Here is a 23,127-nt window from a genome sequence, read left to right on the forward strand (position 1 = left end):
AATTATCAAAATATAACTCAGGCTCACACGAGATATTCTTGCGCTACGAGCTTGTTAAAACCTATAAGAAAATCGTATCACCTCGATTCTTCTAAAATAATATTTTTAACCATTAATCATTTTACCTGTAAATTATTTAATAGTAATTGTTAATTGTTAAGAATGAGATTATTAACTTTTAGTGTAGCTTTATTAAGCTCTACTTCATTGCTTTTTGCTCAGCCAGAAAAAGAGTTAGAAAAGGCAAATGAAATGTATAAAAACTTTTCGTATGTTGATGCGATTAAAATTTATGAAAGAATAGCTCAAAAAGGCTTTGTAAATCAGGAAATGCTCCAAAGTTTAGGCAATGCCTATTATTACAATGCCGAGTACAAGAAGGCGCTTCCTTGGTACGAACAACTTTTTCAAGAAGGTAAATACAAGGTAAAACCTGAGTATTATTATCGTTATGCACAAACACTTAAGTCTGTTGGCGACTATACCCAAGCCGATAAAATGATGGCTAAGTTTGTTGAACTTACTAATGCTAACGATACTCGTGCAGCTCTTTTCGAAGAAAACAAAGATTATCAAACGGTTATTAAGAACAACTCAGGTAGGTTTCAGCTCAATAATACCTCTATCAATACCGAAAATTCTGAATATGGTACCGCTTTTTATGGTGATAAGATAGTTTTTGCGGGGGCTACCGATGCCAGAAAAGCTAAACATGGTGTATCTCAATGGACAGGCGAGAGTTTCTATGACCTTTACGAGGCAGAACATCATCAACAGAAGTTAGGCAATAGAAAACCTTTCTCTTCTGCTATCAATACACAGTTCAATGAGTCTACACCTGTTTTTACTAAGGATGGTAATACAGTGTATTTTACACGTAATAACTATGTAAATAGAAGGCTTGGTACTGATGTTGAAAATACTATTTTGCTCAAAATATTGCGTGCTACAAAAGATAAAAGTGGCAATTGGGGTAATATCATTGAAGTTCCTTTCAATAGCGACCAGTACAATGTAGCACACCCTGCCCTTAGTCCAGATGAAAAGTATTTGTACTTTGCTTCTGATATGCCAGGCTCATTTGGTAATTCTGATATCTTCCGAGTAGAAATTTTGGGTGATAATCAATATGGTACACCAGAAAACTTAGGAAATATCATTAACACAGCAGGACGCGAGTCTTTCCCTTATATCTCTAAAGATAATGTACTTTACTATTCTTCTGATGGTATACCTGGTCTTGGAGGGTTAGATATTTTCGCTGTGAAGTTTAATGCCGATGGTTCTACTTCCAAACCTGTAAATATTGGTATGCCTGGTAACAGTGCAGATGATGACTTCTGCTTTGTGTTCAATAGCGATAGCAAAATAGGTTTCTTAACCTCAAATCGCCCTGGAGGGAAAGGTAAAGATGATATTTACAGCTTCCACGAAGATAAACCTTTATTGTTCTCTTGTCAGAAAAATATCAAAGGGATAGTAAAAGATGCTAAAACTAAAGCTATTATTGCCGATGCAAAAGTAATTTTATCTGATAAAGTGATGAAAGAAGTAAGTACAGACCTGTCAAAAACTGATGGTACTTTCACTTTTGAAAAAGTAAATTGCAATGATTCTCACTACTACTTACGTGGTGAAAAAGAAAAATACGAAACAGCAGAGGTGAATGTTACTGTAGGAAAAGATGAGGTAGTATACGAGATATTGCTCAACCCAAGACAAGTAGCTATCAAAAAAGGTATGGACTTAGCTAAAGTATTTGAAATCAAAGAAATTAAGTTTGATTATAACAAAGCCAATATCCGTCCAGATGCTGAGGTAGAGCTTACTAAAATCGTAGAGGTAATGCGCGAGTATCCAAAAATGAAGATAGATATTCGTTCTCATACCGATAGCCGTGGTGCTGACTCATATAACCTTAAACTTTCTGACCGCCGTGCTAAAGCTACCCTCGAATGGATAGTTAAACAAGGTATTGATAGAAAACGTTTGAAAGCTAAAGGTTATGGTGAGACACGTCTCGTAAACGGATGCTCTAACGGAGTGCCTTGTACTGAAGAAGAACATCAAGAAAACCGTCGCAGCGAGTTTATCATTGTTGCGATGTAATAATCTCTCATAATAGCTTTGTCAAAGAGGTAATATTTATAGTTACCTCTTTGGCAAAATCTTTAAATATAGTATTCATTTCCTAAATTCTTAATTTTTTCTTATTTATATCTTATGAAAAAACTTTTTTTTATAACTTTCTTATTAATATTACAATTCTCTTTTGCTCAAAATGAAAAAGAAGCTTTGCAAAAAGCAGCTAAATATTATAAGAACTTAGATTATGTTGCGGCTATCAATGCTTATGAAAGTATAGCCCGCAAAGGAGTTGAACCTCAAGAACTCTTAGAAAACCTTGGTAATGCTTACTATTATAATGCTGATTATCAGCAAGCCCATAAATGGTATGATAAACTCTTCAAAGCTAAGGATCCTAAAACTAATAAGCCTTTAAATATCAATCCAGAATATTATTACCGCTATGCTCAAACTCTCAAAAGCAAAGGTGATTACGATGCTTCCGACAAAGTAATGGATCAGTTTGTAGCACTTACAGGTAAAAACGATGTGCGTGCTGTACTATTTCTCAAAAACAGAGATTATCAGGCTGAAGTAAAACGTAATTCAGGTAGAATAGAGCTCAATTTGCTCAAACTCAATACCAAAAAATCAGAGTATGGTACCGCTTTCTATGGCGATAATATTGTATATGCTACTACTAAAAGTGGCTTCCTAAAACGTCGTTCAGAATGGACAGGCGATAACTTTTATACGCTCTATGAAGCTAATACCGATAGCCTTCAAGCCTCAAAAAAAGCAAAACTAAACGGTATTAATACCAAGTTTAATGAATCGACAGCTGCCTTTACTAAAGATGGTAATACGATGTATTTTACACGTAATAACTTCATCAATAACGAGGTAAAAACTAATGGTGACCAAACCGTATTGCTTAAGATTTTTAAGGCTACTAAAGATAAAAGTGGCAAATGGGGAAATGTGCAAGAAATGCCTTTCAATAGCAATATTCACAGCGTAGCGCACCCAGCCCTTAGTCCTGATGGCAAATACATCTATTACACTTCTGATATGAAAGGTACTATTGGTGCTTCTGATATCTACCGCTCTAAAATATTAAAAGACGGTTATGGTAAACCAGAGAACTTAGGCGAGCGTATCAACACACCTGGTCGTGAGTCTTTTCCTTTTATATCTGATGATAATATACTCTATTTCTCTTCTGACGGCTTCCCTGGCTTAGGAGGCTTAGACATTTTTGCTGTCAAATTAGATGCAGAGGGCAATCCTATTACTAAGCCTATCAATATAGGCCGTCCTGGTAATAGTGGAGATGATGATTTTTGTTATGTTATCAACAGTCATACACACATAGGTTATCTTACCTCTAATCGTCCAGAGGGTAGAGGCAGCGATGATATCTATAGCTTCTATGAGCATACCCCTCTTCGTTTTACTTGTCAATACAACCTTAAGGGGGTAGTTAAAGATGCTGCTACATCAGCTATTATCCCTAATGCTAAGGTAGCTCTTTGGAGTACTAACAATACTCTTTTAGAGGAAACTACAGCCGACGCAGAAGGTGCATTCACCTTCAATTACACAGCTGATTGTGGCGACTTACAACTGTTGATTAAATCAGAGAAAGAAAAATACAACAGCAATCAGCAGCTTTTAGCGCTTAATAGCAATAAAGATGTAACAGCTGAAGTATTATTGACGCCTATTCCTGTAGTAGAAGAGAAGAAACCTAAAGAAATAGTGGTAGGCAACGATTTAGCCAAAATATTGAATATCGAAAACATCTACTTCGATTATAATAAAGCTAACATTCGCAAAGATGCAGCTGAGCAGTTAGCTAAAATCGTAAAAGTGATGCAAGAGCACCCTACAATGACGGTAGATGTACGCTTGCATACTGATAGTAGGGGTTCTGATAAGTACAACCTAGCCCTTTCACAACGCCGTGCTAAGTCTACTATCAAGTGGATTACCTCTCACGGTATCAAGAAAAACCGTATTACTGGTAAAGGGTATGGCGAAACCCAGTTAGTAAACGAATGTAGCAATGGGGTACCTTGTACCGAAGAGCAACATCAAGCCAACCGTCGTAGTGAGTTCATCATTATTAGTTATTAGTTATTAGTTATATTTTTAAAATTGTTATACAAAAAAACAGTCTGAGTGTTATCACTCAGACTGTTTTTTTGTATATTTATCTCTTCTTTATTTTCTACTCATAGCCTCTTTTATATGGGCTACTTCAGCACCTATATCGCCAGCACCTACAGCTAATAGTAGAGAGGGCTGCATAGTCTCTAGTAAAGGGATTAGCTCTTTCTTGCTTACTAATGTCTTTTGTGGGGTAGTGATTTTGCTTAGCAAAACTTCAGAGGTAATGCCTTCAATAGGCAATTCTCTGGCAGGATAAATATCCAATAGGATAACCTCATCAAACTGCGATAAGCTTTTAGCAAAATCATTCATAAAGTCACGCGTGCGACTGAAGAGGTGAGGCTGAAAGATAATAGTTTTAGGGGTATCAGGATACATTTCACTCACAGCCTGATAAAGCGCATTAATTTCTGAAGGGTGATGAGCGTAATCATCTATAAACACCCTATTTTTCTCTTTTATGATATACGAAAAACGTCTTTTTACTCCTTTGAAAGTTGCCAAATGAGGAAGTAAGGCTTCTGGGGCAAATCCAGCCTTTACTGCCATCGAAACAGCAGCTAAAGCATTTAATAAATTGTGTCTTCCGGGTTTTAAGAAAGTGTAATCTTTGTAGACACCTCCTTTGTATTTAAAATCGAAGTGGTAAACACCATCTACTATGCGAATATGCTGAAAAGAATAGTCAGAATCATCTTCTAATCCAAAAGTTTCGCCTGCTATAGCCAGTCCATTGCGCACTATTAGGCTACCTCCTTCTTTTATTTTGGCTGCAAATTGGTGAAATCCTTCTATCAGGTGTTGCTCATCACCATAAATATCGAGGTGGTCAGCGTCCATAGAAGTGATACACGCTATATTAGGCGATAGACGCAAGAAAGAACGGTCAAACTCATCAGCTTCAGCTACCGTGTATTCATTACCGTGTAGTACTAAGTTGCTATTGAAGTTTTCTGCTATGCCTCCTAAGAAAGCACTTACCGAAGCGCCACTTTCTACTAATATATGGGCGAGAATGCTTGAAGTAGTCGTCTTTCCGTGCGTGCCTGCTACCGCTAAACAGAAACTGTTTTGCGTGATAAAGCCTAACACTTCAGAGCGTTTTACTATCTCATAACCATTTTGCTGAAAATACAGCAGTTCTGAATGGTCTTTAGGTATAGCAGGGGTATAAACTACCAAAGTAGTAGCTTTGTCTTTAAATGAGGCTGGAATAGCGGCAACATTATCAGTAAAGTGTACTGCTATTCCTTCTTTTTCAAGCATTTCTGTAATTTCAGTAGGCGTACGGTCGTAACCGCATACAGCTTTGCCATTAGCATTAAAATAACGTGCAAGGGCTGACATACCTATGCCGCCTATACCTATGAAATAAACGTTTTGTATGGGTGCTAAATTCATAACTTTTTGGTTTCTACTAATTTTCCGTCTTTGTAATATGATACTGTTGTTTCTTTTATACTGCGGTCTTCGCAGGTCTTTTGGGTGATAACGCCTTTGTCATATAACTCACGGCAGTTACCTCTTTCTGTTATATACCACTTTTCAGTCAGCTTGCCTTCAGGGTCGTACTTAGTAGTGGCTTTACTATCGATAATCTCTATTTTTAGCTTACCATTTTGGTAGTACTCCTTAGTGATGTTTTTGATGCTATTTACCTCCTTACTCGGGTTGCCGTTTTTGTGATAAGTAGTCACTATTTGGTCTGCGCCCTCTTTTAGATTGGTGTATATCTCTATCTTTTGTGCGATGTTCCCTGCGTGGTCATACACCAAGCCCTCTATCATATTTCCTTTAAAGATATTTTTCTTTCGCAATCGTCCTTCCGAGTTGAATAGGTGTATTTCTGATAACTTTCCGCTGTCAAAAATATAAGTAGAGGCTATGTTGCGTTTCTTGTTGAGAAACTTCCCTTCGCCTATCAGTATTCCTCCGTTACCTATTTCAAACTCAAATCGTTGTTCATCATTATCAATGATGTAGCTCCCTTTTGCCAAACTTACCTTGCGTGTAATGTAGGCTTGGCGTATCATATCGCTGTTGATAGCACCAGCATTACCCTTTTTCATCAGTCGCTGTAGTTGCTCATACACTTCATAATTAGTGTATTCCTTAATCTCTACAATACCTTTCTTGAAAGCATCACTTTTTGTGTCGATAAAAACCGAAGGCTTCAGCGTAGTTTGTCCTATTGCTGCAACTGCCCACCATATTATGCTTATAAAAATTAATTTCTTAGTCATTCTATTCAGATTTTAATCGTTGAGTATGAGGTTTACTATATCTTTAGTAGCGTTGGGCTGTGCCAAGGCTTTTATATGTGCCGATAAGGCTTCTTGTTGTGCTTCATTGGCTATTAGCTTGCTAAAAGTGTTAGCAAACTGCTCATTTAGTTCACTTTCACGCAATAGTATAGCTGCTTGTTTGTCGGCTATCGCACGTGCGTTTTTGGTCTGGTGGTCTTCGGCTACGTTAGGCGAGGGGATAAAAATCACAGGCTTGCCCACTATGCATAGCTCACTCACTGAACTAGCTCCTGCGCGCGAGATAATCACATCAGCTGCTGCGTACGCTAATTCCATTCGGTCAATAAATGCCAATACGCGTACTTGTTCACTATTGTATTTTTTGTATTCTTCGTAATATAACTTTCCACACTGCCATAACACCTGCACCCCTAATTGCTCAAAAAGAGGCAATTGCTGCTCTATAAGCTGATTGATACGGCGAGCACCTAAGCTACCTCCAAGCACTAATAAAGTTTTTCGCTCACTGTCTAAGTGAAAATAAGAGAGCCCTTCAGAGCGATACTCCCCTATGTTTAGCAAGCCATCGCGTATAGGATTTCCTGTTTTTACTATTTTCTCCTTCGGGAAAAATTGCTCCATAGCATCGTAAGCTACACATATCTTGTGAGCGTTTTTAGCGAGCATCTTATTAGTGATGCCAGCATACGAATTTTGCTCTTGTATAAAAGTAGGAATGCCCATCTGTCCTGCTACTTTCACTACAGCACCACTAGCGAAACCTCCAGTGCCTATCACAGCATCGGGCTTAAAACGTTTGATGATGCTCCTTGATTTTAGCAAGCTGCTGATAAATTTTAAGGGGAAAAGTAGGTTCTGCCAGCTGAGTTTGCGCTGCAAACCAGAAATCCACAAGCCCTCAATGGGGTAACCTGCTTGAGGCACTTTCTGCATTTCCATACGGTCTTTTGCCCCTACGAAAAGGATTTCAGCATCGGGTAGCCGTCTTTTTAGCTCGTCAGCAATGGCTATGGCAGGGAATATATGCCCTCCTGTTCCTCCTCCTGATATGATAAATCTTTTCATTATTTCTTAGCTATTTTGTTGTTTATCAACTTCTAACGCCTGACTTCCACATTTCAGCTCTATCACCGTAATCTCAGGCCATACACCTAATCTACCAGGGAAAGCGTGGTATCCAAAACCTCTATTTACATTCAAATATCGTGCCCCTTCTTTATACATACCTCCCCAATATTTGTAGATATATTGCGAAGGACTCCAGCGCCACTGAGGTATCTCTATGCCGCACTGCATTCCGTGCGTATGCCCGCTTAAGGTTAGGTCTATCGACTTCTGCTCTGGTAGTACTTTCTCTTGCCAGTGGGTGGGGTCGTGACTCATAAGTATCTTGAAATGAGCATCGCTTACTCCTTCCATCGCTTTGTTTAAGTCACCATATTTAGAAAAACGCCCGTGCCCCCAATTCTCTACCCCTATAAGGGCAATCTTGTCACCATTGCGCTCCAAATAACGGTTATTGTTTAGCAATAAATCCCAGCCCATTTCCTTCTGTAGCCGGTGTAGTTCTGCTATGTTTTGCTGTTTGGCTTCTACACTTTCCCAAGATGAATAATCACCATAATCGTGGTTACCCATAATCGAGAATACCCCATCAGGGGCGTGTAGGGTAGCAAATAGTTGCTTCCAATCGCGTACCTCTTCAGCTAAGTTATTTACCAAATCGCCAGTAAATAGTATTACATCGCTCTTCTGAGCGTTGATAAGTTCCACTCCGTAACGTATTTTGTCGTAATTGTCAAAACTACCACAGTGAATATCAGATATTTGAGTGATGCGATAGCCGTCAAACGCTTTAGGTAGATTAGGGAAATAAAGCGTATACTTCCACACTTTGTAGTTATATTTTCCTTTGAAAATGCTGTAGAGTATCGAAGCGAAAGGTATAGCCGCCAATCCCCATCCTAAGGTGCTGACGAACTTGCGTCGTGAGGGAATACGTGGGGCATTTGCTCTTCTTTTGATAGAAAGAGCGCGCACTAAGCGACTAAGGTCTTCTATCAACAGCGGCAAACTGACAAAAAGGCAGATGATAAGCCACGTAAGAAGTCCTGCCACAGCGTACTGTTGTCGAGCGCTCCATACTGTTTTGCCTCTTCCAAACCATTGGTAAAGTAAGTATAGTACTACCGCTATAGCCACTCCCCAGAACAGCCAATGTACCCATCGCGCAGCTTTAAGTGTCTTCAAACTCCTACTTGCGTAGAAACTCAGTAAAAAATAAAAAGTAAGGATACTGAAAAGTATAGCAAAAATCATATAATCAATTGAAAATTAGTAAAATAGATGAATTGGTTAATTAGCCAATTATCCCCCTTATAACCTCAATGTTAGAAATAGGTCTTTTGCTTTCATCTAAAAAGCTCTCAGTTTTAAATGAGAAAGGTAGGGTAGTACCCAGTTCCTCAAAAACCGTACCCGAAAAATGTACGTCAGTAAAACCAGCTGCTTTTATCTGTTCTATGCTTTTCGCATTGATACCGCCACCAGGCATAATAGTAGGTTGTCCGCCTCCTATGCGGTTTAATTCTTTTAGTAGGTCGAGCCCCTCTATAGCCGATTTTTTACCACCGGAAGTTAAAATACGATGCACCCCTAAACGTTTCAGGGTATGGATAGCAGCTATGGGGTCTGGAGCACAGTCGAAAGCGCGGTGGTAAATAAATTCCATAGTACCAGCAGCTTCCATTAGCTGAGCGGTACGCGCCTCGTCGATGGTATTATCGCGGCGCAATACACCTGTTACTACTCCTTGGCAACCCAATTCCCTGCAGAGAACAATATCACGCAACATTACGTCGAATTCCTCTTCAGTATAGGTAAAATCACCACTGCGCGGACGTATCAGTACACAATTGCCTATACTCAATTCGTCCATTACTTTTTTTATGAGCCCATAACTGGGGGTAATGCCCCCTACGCCCAATTCGCTACATAATTCTATACGGGTAGCTCCCGCTATCTGTGCATTTCTTGCCGACTCAAATGAGCTAGCACATATTTCATAAATCATCTTTGTTCTAATTTTTGGCAAAATTACAAAATAATTAGTAACCAACAAAGAAAAAAGAATACCTATAGCCAATTACAGAAGCCTAATTTGTTCCGAGCCTTTGATGTGTATCTGTTCCTACTCGTACCACTCGTCCGAATAAACACTTCTAATAATGATGCATTACCAAATAGTAAGAAAACCTTCTTCTGCTGAGATAGGAGAAATTTCTTTTATTTGTTGATTATGATTGCTAAATTTTCCTCCCCATCCTGTTATGATATTCCCTTTCAAATAGATATCAATAATTTTTGTGAAAAAGAAGGGATAATTCTCAATTTTTGATTGGAAATAGACTTCTCTTAAAGTTGTAATAAAAACTTCTTTTAGAAATAGATTGGTATTTATATTATAAACAGAACCAAAATAAAGAGATTCAATTTTAGAAAAATCAAATTTTTTATTTTTAATATAGTTTTTTACTATTAAATCGGTTACTCTATTCCAAGAATTATGTTCTTTTTTGTTGTGTAGAGATAAAAAAATCTGTCCTCTGAATCCAACTTCTATAAATAGATTTTCCAGAGTTACAAAACCTTTTATATCATTCCGATAAGATAACTGCTTTTCTACTTCATCTATTCCTGAAGAAAATTGATAATTAAAGGGTATATTGAAATTATTAACTTTTCCACAATTTCTAAACCATTTATTATCAATCAAACTTTCTGCCATTAACTTCATTTCAGGTGTTAATTCTATTTTGTTGAATAATTTTGAAAAAAACATAATTATTAGTATTAGTGATGTAAAACTCTTTTAATAACTTTTATCCCACCCGTCTCACCTGTCATATCCGTCCGAACAACCACCGGAGGATGAGCGAAGGATAAGCGAAGGATCACCGAAGAATTAGCACTCTTCTCTCGTCTCTACAACAGGCTTCCGTCAAATAAAAAAGGTAGCAAATCCTTGATAGACTCAGTGCGAATGATAGACCCTTTAGCCCCCATAAAATAAACAGGAATAGGCTGTTGCTGTTTAGTTTCATACTCCGAAAGCGACTGACGACAGGCACCACAAGGCGAAACGGGTTGCCCTGTAGGGTCTTCAGCACTACCCGAAATAGCAATCATCTTTATAACCTCATCAGGGCATTGGGTCGATGCCTGATAAATAGCCACTCTCTCAGCGCACAGACCTGAGGGGAAAGCCGCATTTTCTTGGTTTGAACCGATAAAAATCTTACCATTACCTACTAATACAGCAGCTCCCACTTTGAATTTCGAATAAGGAGCGTAGGCGTTATGACGCGCTGCTACTGCTTCAGCCATAAGAGTTTGTGCCTCAGCAGGTAGGTCAGCGAGGCTTTCAAATATAGTGTATCTGATTTGTAATTGCTTTTCTGTTTTCATAAAAAAGATTTTTTTTAGACGGCAAAGATAGTTAAATAATTAACAATTAGCAATTAATAATTAACAATTATAGAGGTATTTGTCATTTATCATTTGTCATTTGCCATTAATTTACTATCTTTGCACCCTAAATAACAGAAAATAAACTATATGCTAGATAAATTAAACATTGTTAAACAGCGATTTGATGAGATTTCAGACCTGATTATTCAGCCTGATATCATCGCCGACCAAAAACGCTATATCCAGCTTAACAAAGAGTATAAAGACCTTAAAGAGCTGATGGATAAGCGTGAAGAATACATCACCGTAACGGGGAATTTGAGCGAAGCAGAAGAAATTATAGCCGATGGTTCTGACCCCGAAATGGTAGAAATGGCTAAGCTGCAACTCGAAGAAAGCAAAGAACGCCTACCACAGCTCGAAGAGGAAATCAAATATATGCTTATCCCTAAAGACCCTGAAGACGCTAAAAATGCCGTGATGGAAATACGGGCAGGTACAGGGGGTGATGAGGCTTCTATCTTTGCTGGTGACCTTTATCGTATGTACACAAAATACTGCCAAAGCAAGGGCTGGAGTACCTCAGTAATGGATTTCAACGAAGGTACAGCAGGAGGCTATAAAGAGATTATTTTTGAGGTTACTGGCGATAATGTATATGGTACTTTGAAGTTTGAAGCAGGGGTACACCGTGTGCAACGCGTGCCACAGACCGAAACACAAGGGCGTGTACACACTTCAGCAGCTACTGTTATTGTGCTTCCCGAGGCAGAAGAGTTTGATGTAGAGCTTGATATGGCTGATGTAAAGATTATTCGTACTACTTCTACCGGACCTGGTGGACAGTCAGTTAATACTACCTACTCAGCTATACAATTGCAACACATCCCTACGGGTATAGAGGTGCGTTGCCAAGACGAAAAGTCACAGCATAAAAACCTCGATAAAGCCTTAAAAGTATTACGCTCTCGCCTTTATGAAATGGAGCTTGCTAAGAAAATGGAGGCTGACTCAGCACGCCGTAAGTCTATGGTATCAAGTGGTGACCGTTCGGCAAAGATACGTACTTACAACTATCCACAGGGGCGTGTTACCGACCACCGTATTGGGCTCACCCTCTACGATTTGCAAAACGTTATCAATGGTGATGTACAGCGTCTTATTGATGAACTCCAACTTGCTGAAAATGCTGAGAAACTAAAAGAAGGAGATGTTTTTTAATGATAAAATACAAATAGTAAATAAAAAAAGCTGGTATCAAACCAGCTTTTTTTATTGTTTTATATTTACTATTTAAGGGTTTCTTTTAGCCATTTGAAGAAAGTGCGCTGCCATAATAGTCCGTTTTGTGGTTGCAATACCCAATGGTTTTCATCAGGGAAGTATAAAAACTCACTTTTGATACCTCGCAATTGCGCAGCTGTAAAGGCTTGAAAACCTTGCTCTTCTGGTACGCGGTAGTCCTTGCCACCGTGAATGATAAGAATAGGAGTATCCCAATTATTTATCTTCTCGATAGGATTAAACTCCTTATACGATTTTTGCGCTACGGCATTCTCTTTTTCCCAATAAGGGCCACCTATTTCGTGGTTGTTAAAGAAAAGCTCTTCGGTAGTACCATACATACTTTGCAAGTTAAATACCCCACAATGGGCGATAAAGCTCTTAAATCGTTTTTGATGAATACCGGCTAAATAGTAGATAGAATAACCACCATAACTAGCCCCTACAGCCCCTAAACGGTCTTTATCTACATAAGGTTCTTTAGCCATATCATCAATAGCTGATAAGTAATCGCGCATAGGTTGTCCGCCCCAATCCCCACTGATTTGGGCATTCCATTCTACGCCAAACCCTGGCAAGCCACGTCTGTTAGGAGCAATTACTATATAGCCTTGCGATGCCATTAGTTGGAAGTTCCAACGGAAACTATAAAACTGGCTTACAATTGATTGTGGCCCCCCTTGGCAGTAGAGTAGGGTAGGGTATTTCTTATTAGGGTCGAAATCAGGAGGGTAAATCACCCAAGCGTGCATATCCTTGCCATCAGTAGTCTTAATAATACGTTCTTTTATAGGACATTGTGCTATTTGTCGGTAGGCTTCGTCATTGAAGTGCGAGAGCTGTGTGAGGGATAGAAACCCTTTTTTCTTCTCTTTCAGATTGATGGTATACACTTCGCTAGCGTGGTTCATATCATTGCGCATTATCACTAATAGGTTACCACTTTGTCCTACTATACTACCCACATCATATACCCCTTTAGTAAGTTGCTTAGGGGTAGTATCTTTGCCATAAACATCTATTACGAACAGCTGTTCGGTGCCCTGAGTAGGAACTATTAGGTAAATGTGTTTGCCGTCATTGCTCCAGCGGTAGCTGAATACCGTGTTATCCCATTGTGCAGTAAGATTGATGCGCTTGTCATCTTTTAATATATACAAGTCATTCTTGTCAGATTCATTCCCATCGTGTGCCATACTTAGCCACGCTAGTACACCTTCTTTACTATACTGTGGGTTGGTGTCGTACCCCATCATTCCCTCAGTTAAGTTTTGGGTTTTCATTGTTTTGAGGTCATACTCGTATATGTCGGTATTAGTACTGAGCACATACTCTGTGCCTGCTTTAGCTTTGGTTACAAACAGTACTTTCTGTCCATCAGGACTCCATATATAGTCTTCGTCCCCTCCAAAAGGCACTTGCGGACAATAGAATGGCTGTCCCTCCATTAAATCTCTTTGGTTGCCTTCGGCATCTTCTATAAACACGTGGTTGTATTTGCCCTCATTCCACGTATCCCAATGGCGATGGTCTAAACTACTGTATAGCCTCCCTGATGATTTTTCTAAGTCAGCATAGAAGTCTTTGCCTAATACAGGGACCACTTTTACTTCTTTATGTATGAGTTTTACCAAACTCTCTTTTTCGTTAGGGTTGTACTTGGCAGTAGCACGCTCTACTTCCTCCTCACTTATTGGTATGGGTACGCCTCCTTTTACAGCTAATTTGTAGTATTCTTTGCTAAAGGTATTTTCTGCTACATTAGGGGTACTCACGCTTAGAAGTACGTATTGTGCATCGGGGCTGAGCCCTACTGCACTTACGCGGTGTAGTTGCCATAGCTTTTCGGGAGTAAGTGGTTGTTGCGCTTGTAGGCCATTAAGTGTCATAATAGTAGCTAAGGTAATAAGATGTTTTTTCATATTATTTATTGTATTGACGGCTAAATACTAATTTCATAATAAACTGATAACTCTCTACCAAAAATGCTCTGATTTCTTTTAATACAAAGCCAATACCTGATTTAATAACAGGTTTTACACGGTTATAGATAAAAGAAAGCCACACACATACCGCTATAAAAGCAGGAGCTCCTAATACCACTTGGTAAGGTTTTAGACTACCACCAAAGTGCTGTAAAAGCCCATGAGAAGTAATACTGCCGTAGAGTACAAAGCAGTGTATCACATAGATAGAAAGGGTATTTTGCCCAATAGTTTTGATGAGTTTAGAGGTTATCACATTGCGCATAAGGGCAAAAAATCCAAAGACTAACAATACATTGCCTAGGCGTAGGTAGGCAAAGTCCTCCATTAGCCGTGCAAAGAAAGTAGCGTGGTTGATGTAATACAATTGTTCTACTATATAATGCGAAGCCCACAACAAGAAAGCCCCTACTGTTAAGAATAGCAGGATAGCGTTACGGTACAAATGAGGGTGCGCTTTATAACGCTGAAATAGATAGCCCATAAAACCCCCAAAAGCTACATAGCCAAACCACGGAAAGATAGGAAAGAAGCTGCCGTGTGCTCTGGTGAAATAGTTAGCAATAGGTAAAGGTAAAAAATCAAAAGTGAGGCTTTTGTAGAAAGGCTCGAAAGTAAAAGCCAATAGGGTAGTGCTGAGCAGTATGGTAGGCATTACCCACGCCTTGCGGTTATACGATAACAAGTAAGTGGTGATGAGCAGCAAGAGCGAAAGCCCTATGCAGTGCAATACATCTACACTTTGGAAGCTCATACGCAAGAAGTAGGCTATACCGATGAGCATCAAGCCGCGCCTGATACCTTTCTTCACACGCGGATTTTGCCAGCCTATTTTGGTAGCATCGCTCTCTTTTACTAATAAGAAAGTGAAGATAAAGCCCGAAACGGTGAAGAAAACAGGGGCAGTGATACCGGTGCAATAGTGCCAAAGCCAGTAGATAAAATTATTATCATCGCGATAACGATCGGCTAAAAGCCCCCCTACAAAGTGCCCTTGTAGCATCATACAGATAGCAAAAGCACGAATTACATCTATAAAGTCAAGTCTGAATTTTTTTACGTTTTCCATAAATCAATATGATCATTCACGCGGCAAAAGTACAAAACTATTCATAATAGACCAATTATTATATAAAAAAACTTTGCCAAAGTACTGATACTCTGGCAAAGTGATATTTTTTGAGTCAATTTTTTAAAGAGCAGGGCTTGTTTTTTTCTTTATAGCTCCTATAATAGCCCCCAATACAAGCCCACCTATACCCCCTGAAATAAGAGGTGAAAGGAAAGTCTTTAAGAGTGAAGGTTTGTGTTTAGCCATTTCATCTGTGAATATCTTTAATTGTTCTTCAGATAAGCCCATAGCACTCATTTTTTGTTCGACAAGATCTATAGTTCTTTGGTAATAGTCAGGGTCTATTACGGTAGTGTAAAGTACTTGATAGAAAGCTAAAATTACTCCAGCTATTAAGCCTACTACAGCCCCAACTTTGATAGCTTCGCCTACTGTTAAGAAGCCTCCATTTTCGTTCTTATACTGCTGAATAGCAGCAGCTATAAACCATACTGAGATGGCTATACTTATTACCGTAGTAAGCACACTCATACCAGTGCTACCTGAATACAGTAGCCCTGTAGCATATAGTAGTACTTGATAGGCGATACCTATACCTCCTAATAAAAGTCCATTTTTAAGGACAATGTTTTTAAAATCTGCTTTTGTCTCCATAAGTGAATTATTTATTTGTTAATGGCACAAAAATACAAAACGTTTTTTAAATAGCAAGTAAATGAGCAAAAAAATACCACGCCTCTTTTTATAAGGCGTGGTTTAAGTTAAAATGATATTGAAATGTGTTGTGTAGCGGTCACACGTTATTTCTTATTTATTTTTTAATAAATCTCTGATTTCAGCCAATAACTCTTCTTGAGTAGGACCTGCTGGTGCTGCTGGCGCTTCTTCTTGTTTCTTCTTTAGTTTGTTGATACCTTTTACAAGCATAAAAAGTACAAAAGCTACAAATAAGAAGTTGATAACAGCAGCAAGGAATTTACCATAAGCTACCCCATTCCAGATTAGGGCATCCAATTTATCAACATTAGCAGCTTTTAAAGCTGGAGTTAATAATAGAGGAGTAATAACATCGCTTACTAATGATGATACGATAGCACCAAAAGCAGCACCGATAATTACACCTATTGCTAAATCAACTACGTTGCCCTTTACGGCAAACTCTTTAAATTCTTTTAAAAATCCCATAATGATTTTAATTTTTAGTTTACTTGTTTAAAATTCAGGGGCAAAGATACTACTTTTTTTTTGAATAACAAAGAGAAAAGGGACGAATTTCACAACTGTCCCTTTTCAATCACTAACTAAAAAACTCAATCACTATACTTATTTTCAGTACTTTAGGGGTTTATACCGTCATACTGAATATTTTGGTTTCTGGCATTTTTTGCTGTAGTCGTAGGTCAAATGCCATACAAATGTTTCTAATAAATTTCTTTCCTTCATCGGTTACATCTATCTGCTTTTTGCTTATGTGCAGTAGTCCGTCTTTTTCCATCTCGATGAGTTGCTGTAGCACTTGGTCTATTTCAGCAAACTGTAGTTCGGGTTGTGCCCACGAAGTAGTGAATTGGCACATTAGGTTGAGTATATGCCTTCTGATGATTAAATCTTCAGGGTTTAAGATATGCCCTTTGCACACCGGTATTTCATTTTTTTCAAGTCGCTCGTAATAGGCTTCTAAGTCCTTTTCGTTTTGTGCAAAACCATACCAACTATCGCTGATAGCCGACATACCTAAGCCTATCATCACTTGGGTTTTAGAAGCGGTATAGCCCATAAAGTTGCGGTGTAGCTGGTGCTGCTCAAAGGCGCGATACATACTGTCAGTAGGTAGAGCAAAGTGATCCATACCTATTTCGGTATAGCCTACTTGTAGTAATCGCTCTTTACCCTCTTCGTACAACTGGCGCTTTACTTCTCCGGTTGGTACATCTTCATCTTTAAAACCTCGTTGCCCATTACCTTTTATCCAGGGTACGTGGGCATAGCTATAGAAAGCAATACGGTCAGGGCGTAGGGAGTTGCTCTTGTCGATAGTATAGAGTACATCGTCTAAGGTCTGAAAAGGTAGCCCAAATACTAAATCGTGACTTACAGAGGTATACCCTATCTCGCGTGCCTGATCGGTTACGCGCTTCACATTCTCAAAAGGTTGTAGGCGGTGTATGGCTTTTTGTACTTTTTCAGAATAGTCTTGTACGCCGTAGCTTACTCGCCTAAATCCTAAATCATACAGCAATTGCAAATGCGCTTTAGAGGTGTTGTTAGGGTGCCCTTCGAAGCTAAATTCGTGCTGTTCTGCTATGTCAGCTCTTTCAAAAATACCTTCTATCAGTCGTCTTAGTTCTGAAGGCTTGAAGAAAGTAGGAGTACCACCACCTAAGTGTATTTCTTTTATCAGCGGACGTGCAACTAAAACATCAGTATATAATTGCCATTCTTTTAGCACAGCGTCTATATAAGGAGCTTCTACTTCGTGTCGCTTGGTGATGCGCTTATGGCAACCACAGAACGTACATAAACTCTCACAAAAAGGCAAATGTATATATAAGCTAATCCCCTCATTCGCATTACTTTCATTATATGAGGTTACTAAACTATCTAACCATTTTTCAGTAGAAAAACTATCATTTTCCCAATAAGGTACGGTAGGATAACTTGTGTACCGAGGCCCTGCTACATTGTATTTCTGAATGAGTGATATTGCCATTTCTTTATAAAAATCGCTGCAAAGGTAATAAAAAAAACTTAAATACGAAACTTTTGGTAGTTAGATTGCTTCTACATTTATATCAGGATTGCCTAACTTGTTTTTCAGTATTGCTTCTATCCCTTTTTTGAGCGTTTGTGTAGAAGACGGACAGCCGCTGCACGCACCTTGCAAGAGCACTTCTACGTGATGATTGTTAGGCTCGTATGATATAAACTGTATATTGCCTCCGTCTGAGGCTACAGCAGGTTTTACGTGCTCTTCTATGATAGCTACTATCTGCTGCGATATGGGGTCAGTTGTTACCTTTGACAACAAATGAGCTTGTGCTGCTGCTTGCCACTTCTTCACTTCAGTAGTGTTAATTACAGGGCTCTCTGCTACCAGATAGTCTTTGATGAAAGTTCTCAGTCGCGGGCTTTCCTCTTCCCAGTCGGCAGTGTCGGTTTTGGTAACCGATATATAGTCGTTGTCAAAAAAGACTTCAGTTACAAAAGGGAAAGCCTGAAAAAGAGCTTGTGCCAAAGGGGCTTCAGCTGCCTCAGTAGCCGATTTGTACTCTATAATGGTGGGTACTAAACGTTTGTTAGCTACAAACTTCATCACAGCAGGGTTAGGAGTAGTTTCGGTGTAAAGGCTGATTTCTACAGGGGTGCGCCCACTATCATTATTAACTAAGGGTCGTCCTGACTGTAGATAGACTGCTATCTGCTGGGCAACCTCTTCTTGTACATCTTTCCACTCGATGATAGGAAAACGCTTTAGGGCGATGAAGTTGCTTGATATATAAACCGTTTTGACAAAAGGCAAATAAAAAAGCTCTTTGGCTAATGGAGCGTTTTTAGCTTCATCAATATTTTTATATTCATAGCTGCCTTTTACTAAAGGTCTGTTGGCTTCGAGTTTTATGATGTCGGGGTTAGCGGTGGGCTGTACTGTTAGGGTTATAGCTGTCATTCTTATGTGTCTTTACGCCCAAAATCGGCAGGATTTTCGCCCCACGCTTGGGTTTCCCATTTTAGGATAGGGTTAGGGTAAGTGTTTTGGTGTAGCCACCTCTCGGCACGGGCTATCAACTCAAATATTTTTTCATTATGGGGGGTATGGGGTACTTTGGTTTTGCATACCTTTTGGCGCACCCAATTCATCGCTATTTTGCTGTCGGAATAGATAGGCAGACTAAGGTTGCGTTGCTTTAAGAAAGCTAAAGCGTGTACGATAGCCAAAAACTCGCCTATGTTATTGGTGCCGTCTTTCATAGGCTGCAACCTAAATATCTCGGCTTGGGTCTGGGTATCAACCCCTCGGTATTCCATTACCCCAGGGTTGCCACTGCAAGCCGCATCAACAGCTATTGAAGGCAGTATCGGGTTGCCAATGCGTTGCCGCTCTAAGGGCGATAGAGTAGGAGGAGCAGAGGTGTTTTTACCCTTGTATAGCTCAAAGCTCTCACCAAAGGCTTTTTCAGCCATTGCCTGACTCTCAAAACTCTTGAACTTAGCATAAGGATAGCCCTCAACGGCTTTTTTGCACTTGTCCCACGAACTAAAGATACCCGTTTTGTGTCCTTCCCACACTACATAATACTTCTTTTTCGACATTTTATAGGAATATAAAAACTAAAAGTGTTATAATTACAATCGCTATAATAATGCCAACAAAAGTATTTGGGGTATTATCTAATAAGGTACTTCCTTTTTTATGAGGCTCAGCATTTGTTTGATAACCTATAAGGGGTGATTCTTTTTTTGTGTCAATATCTGATTTCATCTCTTACAACTAACAACTAAGGAAACGACTAACGACTACCTCACTAATTTCTTATACTTAATCCGTGTAGGGGTTACTTCTTTGCCAAGGCGTTTTTTCTTGTTCTCTTCGTATTCTGAGAAGCTGCCTTCAAAGAAATACACTTGTGAGTCGCCTTCAAAGGCTAAGATGTGCGTACAAATACGGTCTAAGAACCAGCGGTCGTGCGAAATTACTACCGCACAGCCAGCGAAGTTTTCCAAGCCTTCTTCTAAGGCGCGGAGGGTATTCACGTCCAAATCATTGGTAGGCTCGTCCAACAGCAATACGTTGCCTTCTTCTTTTAGGGTCATAGCAAGGTGCAAGCGGTTGCGTTCGCCCCCCGAAAGGGTTGCTACTTTCTTGTTCTGCTCACTGCCGCCAAAGTTAAAACGACTTAGGTAAGCGCGTGAGTTCACCTGCCTGCCGCCCATCATTATCAGGTCTTGTCCGCCCGAGAAGTTCTCCCAAATAGACTTTTCAGGGTCTATCTGTTTATGGGTTTGGTCTACGTAAGCAATCTTTACGGTTTCGCCTACTAAAAATTCGCCACTATCGGGCTGCTCTTCACCCATAATCATACGGAAAATGGTAGATTTACCTGCCCCATTAGGCCCTATCACCCCCACAATACCTGCCTGTGGCAGTACAAAGTTAAGGTCGTCGTACAGCAGCTTATCGCCAAAGGCTTTTGCTACGTGGCGCGCCTCTATCACATTAGTACCCAAGCGAGGGCCATTGGGAATGTATATTTCAAGCTTTTCTTCTAATTGCTTTTGGTCTTCATTCAGCAGACGGTCGTAGTTTTGCAAACGCGCTTTTTGTTTGGCTTGTCGCCCTTTAGCCCCTTGGCGTACCCATTCCAGCTCACGCTCTAACACCTTTTGGCGTTTGCTTTCGGTTTTCTGTTCTTGGGCAAGGCGTTTGGCTTTTTGGTCGAGCCAAGAAGAGTAGTTACCCTTCCAAGGGATACCCTCACCGCGGTCAAGCTCTAATATCCAGCCTGCTACATTGTCCAAGAAATAACGGTCGTGGGTTACAGCTATTACCGTACCGGCGTACTGCTGTAGGTGCTGCTCTAACCACAATACCGATTCGGCATCGAGGTGGTTCGTAGGCTCGTCTAAAAGGAGTACATCGGGTTGTTGTAAGAGCAGGCGACACAAGGCTACACGGCGGCGTTCCCCTCCCGAAAGCACTTTAATAGGGGTATCGGGTTCGGGCGTGCGTAGGGCTTCCATAGCTACTTCCAGCTGGTTATCGAGTTCCCAAGCATTTAGGGCATCAATCTTATCCTGTAGCTCAGCTTGCTTATCCATCAGCTTTTGCATCTTATCGGGGTCAGAATAGTTTTCTTCCAAGCCGAAAAGGTCGTTAATATGGTTAAACTCATCGAGTAGTTTTACGGTTTCGGCTACGCCTTCGCGCACTACTTCTATTACAGTCTTATTATCGTCTAAATGCGGTTCTTGTTCCAAATATCCTACCGTGTAGTTAGGGGCAAAAACCACTTCGCCTTGGTAGTTCTTGTCAATACCAGCTATAATCTTTAGCAAAGAGGACTTACCAGAGCCGTTAAGCCCCAAAATACCAATCTTAGCCCCGTAGAAGAAGCTCAGGTAAATGTCTTTAAGCACTTGCTTATTAGTAGATGAATAGGTTTTGCTCACCTTATTCATCGAGAAAATAATCTTTTTATCGTCTGCCATAATGTTAATTTGTCAATGGGTAGATTTTTGAGTAGGCAATTAATGAAAGGCACAAAGGTACTACATTTTTGCTAATTACCAAAATTAAAATGTATTTACCCTTGCTAAAGAGGCTTTGTATTCGGCTACCATCTCGTCAATCACCTCTTTAGCGGTCTGCACCTTGTCTATTAGTGCCGCTACCTGTCCTATCTCTAATTCTCCTTCAGCTATATCGCCCTCAAACATTCCTCGCTTGGTACGCCTATTGCCCACCAAGGCTTGTAGGTTAGCAATGGTAGCTTGCTGGGTGTTATAAAGGTCTTTTACTTGCTGATAAAAGCCATTCTTTAGTAAACGCACAGGGGCTAACTCTTTCAGGGTGAGTTCAGTATCGCCCTCTCCTGCAGCAACCACCTTTTCTTTGAAAGCAGGGTGTACGGACGCCTCGGCAGTGGCTACAAACCGACTCCCTACTTGCACGCCCTCAGCCCCTAAAGCCATAGCAGCCAACATCGCACTGCCGGTAGCTATTCCGCCAGCAGCAATTAGTGGAATGTCTAGCACTCGCCGCACGGCAGGGATAAGCACCATAGTGGTTGTTTCTTCGCGACCATTATGTCCGCCAGCCTCAAAGCCTTCAGCAACCACAGCATCAACGCCAGCCGCTTGTGCTTTGAGGGCGAACTTACTACTGCTCACCACGTGCGCTACTTTTATACCCTCTTTTTGCAATAGCGAAGTATAGGTAGCCGGATTGCCTGCAGAGGTAAAAACAACCTTTACCCCCTCGCGCAAAATTACCTCTATTGCCTTGTCCATTTCGGGGTACATAATAGGAATATTTACCCCAAAAGGTTTATCAGTAGCCGCTTTGCATTTGCGTATATGCTCTGTAAGGGTTTTAGGGTGCATAGAGCCAGCCCCTAACAGACCCAATCCGCCGGCATTGCTGACAGCCGCCGCTAACCGCCAACCGCTTGCCCATATCATACCTCCTTGAATAATAGGGTATTGAATACCAAAAAGTTCTGTAATACGTGTTTTCATTTTCTATAATTTAAGACTGCCATTTGTGTCAAACTCCCAAAAAGGGTTGTAAGCAAGCCAACCTAACCCTTCATAAAAACTAAGAGCTTTCTGAAAGTTGCGAACGCCTAAAGTAATTAAGGTTAATTTCTGTCTCATATAAAATCGACTTTAGTCTAGTTCAGCTCTCGAGAAAAGGTCATTAATAAGAGCCTCATCTTCGCAAGCCTCTTTAAACGAAACGGCAAATTCCTTTAGAGCATCAGCATTCGATGAGTAAGCACAAAACATACTTCCCTCAGGGTCGAAGTTAATAAACTCTTTTAAAGCAGGCTTCATTTCTTCGAGGAATACTAACGCTAATGAACCCCAATCATAGCCATTCCCTTCAAACCCCTCATCTCTTCGGCTTTCAAAAATCTCATCTTTCCAGCCCCCTACGTCTAAACATACCGAATAACTTTTGTTATCGTGGTCAACCCAACGAAAAGGAGCGATTTGTTCTTTAAATGATGTACTCATATTAGTGAATTTATTGATTTGTTTATTATTAACATTAGCTATTTTACTGCAATTCATAAATAAAGTAAGA

At 40.0% G+C, this 23,127-nt stretch carries 21 protein-coding genes and 1 pseudogene; 3 read left to right on the forward strand and 19 right to left on the reverse strand.

Annotated elements, in window-relative coordinates:
• The first annotated feature begins 162 nt into the window (after positions 1-162).
• Together C8P65_RS08445 and C8P65_RS08450 are read left to right on the forward strand one after the other, a co-directional pair.
• Entirely contained in the window at positions 163-2,109 is a 1,947-nt protein-coding gene (locus C8P65_RS08445; RefSeq protein WP_107782422.1) for an OmpA family protein, read from the forward strand.
• Positions 2,110-2,223: 114 nt separating this feature from the next.
• Complete coding sequence (locus C8P65_RS08450; RefSeq protein ID WP_107782423.1) at positions 2,224-4,206, forward strand: OmpA family protein; 1,983 nt, start codon at positions 2,224-2,226, stop codon at positions 4,204-4,206.
• An 87-nt stretch (positions 4,207-4,293) separates the two neighbouring features.
• Here the strand turns inward: C8P65_RS08450 and murC are convergent, their stop codons facing one another.
• From murC to cdd, 7 genes are all read right to left on the reverse strand, one after another.
• A complete protein-coding gene (gene murC, locus C8P65_RS08455) occupies positions 4,294-5,643 on the reverse strand; it encodes a UDP-N-acetylmuramate--L-alanine ligase (RefSeq protein WP_107782424.1) in 1,350 nt (449 codons plus the stop codon).
• Positions 5,640-6,485, reverse strand: coding sequence for a hypothetical protein (locus tag C8P65_RS08460; protein WP_107782425.1), 846 nt, complete (start codon positions 6,483-6,485; stop codon positions 5,640-5,642). The genes murC and C8P65_RS08460 overlap by 4 nt, the downstream gene beginning before the upstream one ends.
• Before the next feature lie 12 nt (positions 6,486-6,497).
• Positions 6,498-7,574, reverse strand: a complete 1,077-nt coding sequence (murG, locus tag C8P65_RS08465; protein ID WP_107782426.1) for an undecaprenyldiphospho-muramoylpentapeptide beta-N-acetylglucosaminyltransferase — start codon at positions 7,572-7,574, stop codon at positions 6,498-6,500.
• Positions 7,575-7,580: 6 nt separating this feature from the next.
• Positions 7,581-8,828 carry a metallophosphoesterase gene (locus tag C8P65_RS08470; RefSeq protein WP_107782427.1) on the reverse strand — a complete coding sequence of 416 codons (1,248 nt, stop codon included), beginning with the start codon at positions 8,826-8,828 and terminating at the stop codon, positions 7,581-7,583.
• A 40-nt stretch (positions 8,829-8,868) separates the two neighbouring features.
• Positions 8,869-9,582: a copper homeostasis protein CutC gene (locus tag C8P65_RS08475; protein WP_107782428.1), complete on the reverse strand. Its 714-nt coding sequence runs from the start codon at positions 9,580-9,582 to the stop codon at positions 8,869-8,871.
• A 162-nt stretch (positions 9,583-9,744) separates the two neighbouring features.
• Positions 9,745-10,350: a hypothetical protein gene (locus C8P65_RS08480; protein ID WP_107782429.1), complete on the reverse strand. Its 606-nt coding sequence runs from the start codon at positions 10,348-10,350 to the stop codon at positions 9,745-9,747.
• A gap of 143 nt (positions 10,351-10,493) precedes the next feature.
• Complete coding sequence (cdd, locus tag C8P65_RS08485; RefSeq protein ID WP_107782430.1) at positions 10,494-10,976, reverse strand: cytidine deaminase; 483 nt, start codon at positions 10,974-10,976, stop codon at positions 10,494-10,496.
• A 150-nt stretch (positions 10,977-11,126) separates the two neighbouring features.
• On the opposite strand from cdd, the gene prfA reads away from it, so the two are divergent.
• Positions 11,127-12,200, forward strand: coding sequence for a peptide chain release factor 1 (gene prfA / locus C8P65_RS08490; protein WP_009389156.1), 1,074 nt, complete (start codon positions 11,127-11,129; stop codon positions 12,198-12,200).
• A gap of 68 nt (positions 12,201-12,268) precedes the next feature.
• Here the strand turns inward: prfA and C8P65_RS08495 are convergent, their stop codons facing one another.
• From C8P65_RS08495 to C8P65_RS08540, 12 genes and pseudogenes are all read right to left on the reverse strand, one after another.
• Positions 12,269-14,185 (reverse strand): S9 family peptidase, encoded by a 1,917-nt coding sequence (locus C8P65_RS08495; RefSeq protein WP_107782431.1) that lies wholly within the window; start codon positions 14,183-14,185, stop codon positions 12,269-12,271.
• A gap of 1 nt (position 14,186) precedes the next feature.
• Positions 14,187-15,317, reverse strand: coding sequence for a heparan-alpha-glucosaminide N-acetyltransferase domain-containing protein (locus C8P65_RS08500; RefSeq protein ID WP_107782432.1), 1,131 nt, complete (start codon positions 15,315-15,317; stop codon positions 14,187-14,189).
• Positions 15,318-15,440: 123 nt separating this feature from the next.
• A complete protein-coding gene (locus tag C8P65_RS08505; protein ID WP_107782433.1) occupies positions 15,441-15,974 on the reverse strand; it encodes a DUF4199 domain-containing protein in 534 nt (177 codons plus the stop codon).
• A 153-nt stretch (positions 15,975-16,127) separates the two neighbouring features.
• Entirely contained in the window at positions 16,128-16,505 is a 378-nt protein-coding gene (gene mscL, locus C8P65_RS08510) for a large conductance mechanosensitive channel protein MscL (protein ID WP_107782434.1), read from the reverse strand.
• Positions 16,506-16,665: 160 nt separating this feature from the next.
• Positions 16,666-18,030 (reverse strand): oxygen-independent coproporphyrinogen III oxidase, encoded by a 1,365-nt coding sequence (hemN, locus tag C8P65_RS08515; RefSeq protein ID WP_107782435.1) that lies wholly within the window; start codon positions 18,028-18,030, stop codon positions 16,666-16,668.
• Between the two features lie 60 nt (positions 18,031-18,090).
• Positions 18,091-18,987, reverse strand: coding sequence for a NifU family protein (locus C8P65_RS08520; RefSeq protein ID WP_107782436.1), 897 nt, complete (start codon positions 18,985-18,987; stop codon positions 18,091-18,093).
• A 2-nt stretch (positions 18,988-18,989) separates the two neighbouring features.
• Entirely contained in the window at positions 18,990-19,631 is a 642-nt protein-coding gene (locus C8P65_RS08525) for a ribonuclease H1 domain-containing protein (protein ID WP_107782437.1), read from the reverse strand.
• A gap of 1 nt (position 19,632) precedes the next feature.
• Positions 19,633-19,800 carry a hypothetical protein gene (locus tag C8P65_RS12090; RefSeq protein ID WP_170069094.1) on the reverse strand — a complete coding sequence of 56 codons (168 nt, stop codon included), beginning with the start codon at positions 19,798-19,800 and terminating at the stop codon, positions 19,633-19,635.
• Positions 19,801-19,835: 35 nt separating this feature from the next.
• On the reverse strand, positions 19,836-21,527 hold the full coding sequence (gene ettA / locus C8P65_RS08530) for an energy-dependent translational throttle protein EttA (protein WP_107782438.1): 1,692 nt from the start codon (positions 21,525-21,527) through the stop codon (positions 19,836-19,838).
• Between the two features lie 84 nt (positions 21,528-21,611).
• Positions 21,612-22,556 (reverse strand): NAD(P)H-dependent flavin oxidoreductase, encoded by a 945-nt coding sequence (locus C8P65_RS08535; RefSeq protein WP_107782439.1) that lies wholly within the window; start codon positions 22,554-22,556, stop codon positions 21,612-21,614.
• A 57-nt stretch (positions 22,557-22,613) separates the two neighbouring features.
• Positions 22,614-22,694: pseudogene (locus tag C8P65_RS12410) on the reverse strand (VOC family protein); the annotation flags it as partial.
• Positions 22,695-22,706: 12 nt separating this feature from the next.
• Positions 22,707-23,057 (reverse strand): immunity 51 family protein, encoded by a 351-nt coding sequence (locus tag C8P65_RS08540; RefSeq protein ID WP_107782473.1) that lies wholly within the window; start codon positions 23,055-23,057, stop codon positions 22,707-22,709.
• Positions 23,058-23,127 lie beyond the last annotated feature (70 nt).

The sequence above is a fragment of the Capnocytophaga leadbetteri genome (genome assembly GCF_003054025.1).
GTDB lineage: Bacteria > Bacteroidota > Bacteroidia > Flavobacteriales > Flavobacteriaceae > Capnocytophaga > Capnocytophaga leadbetteri.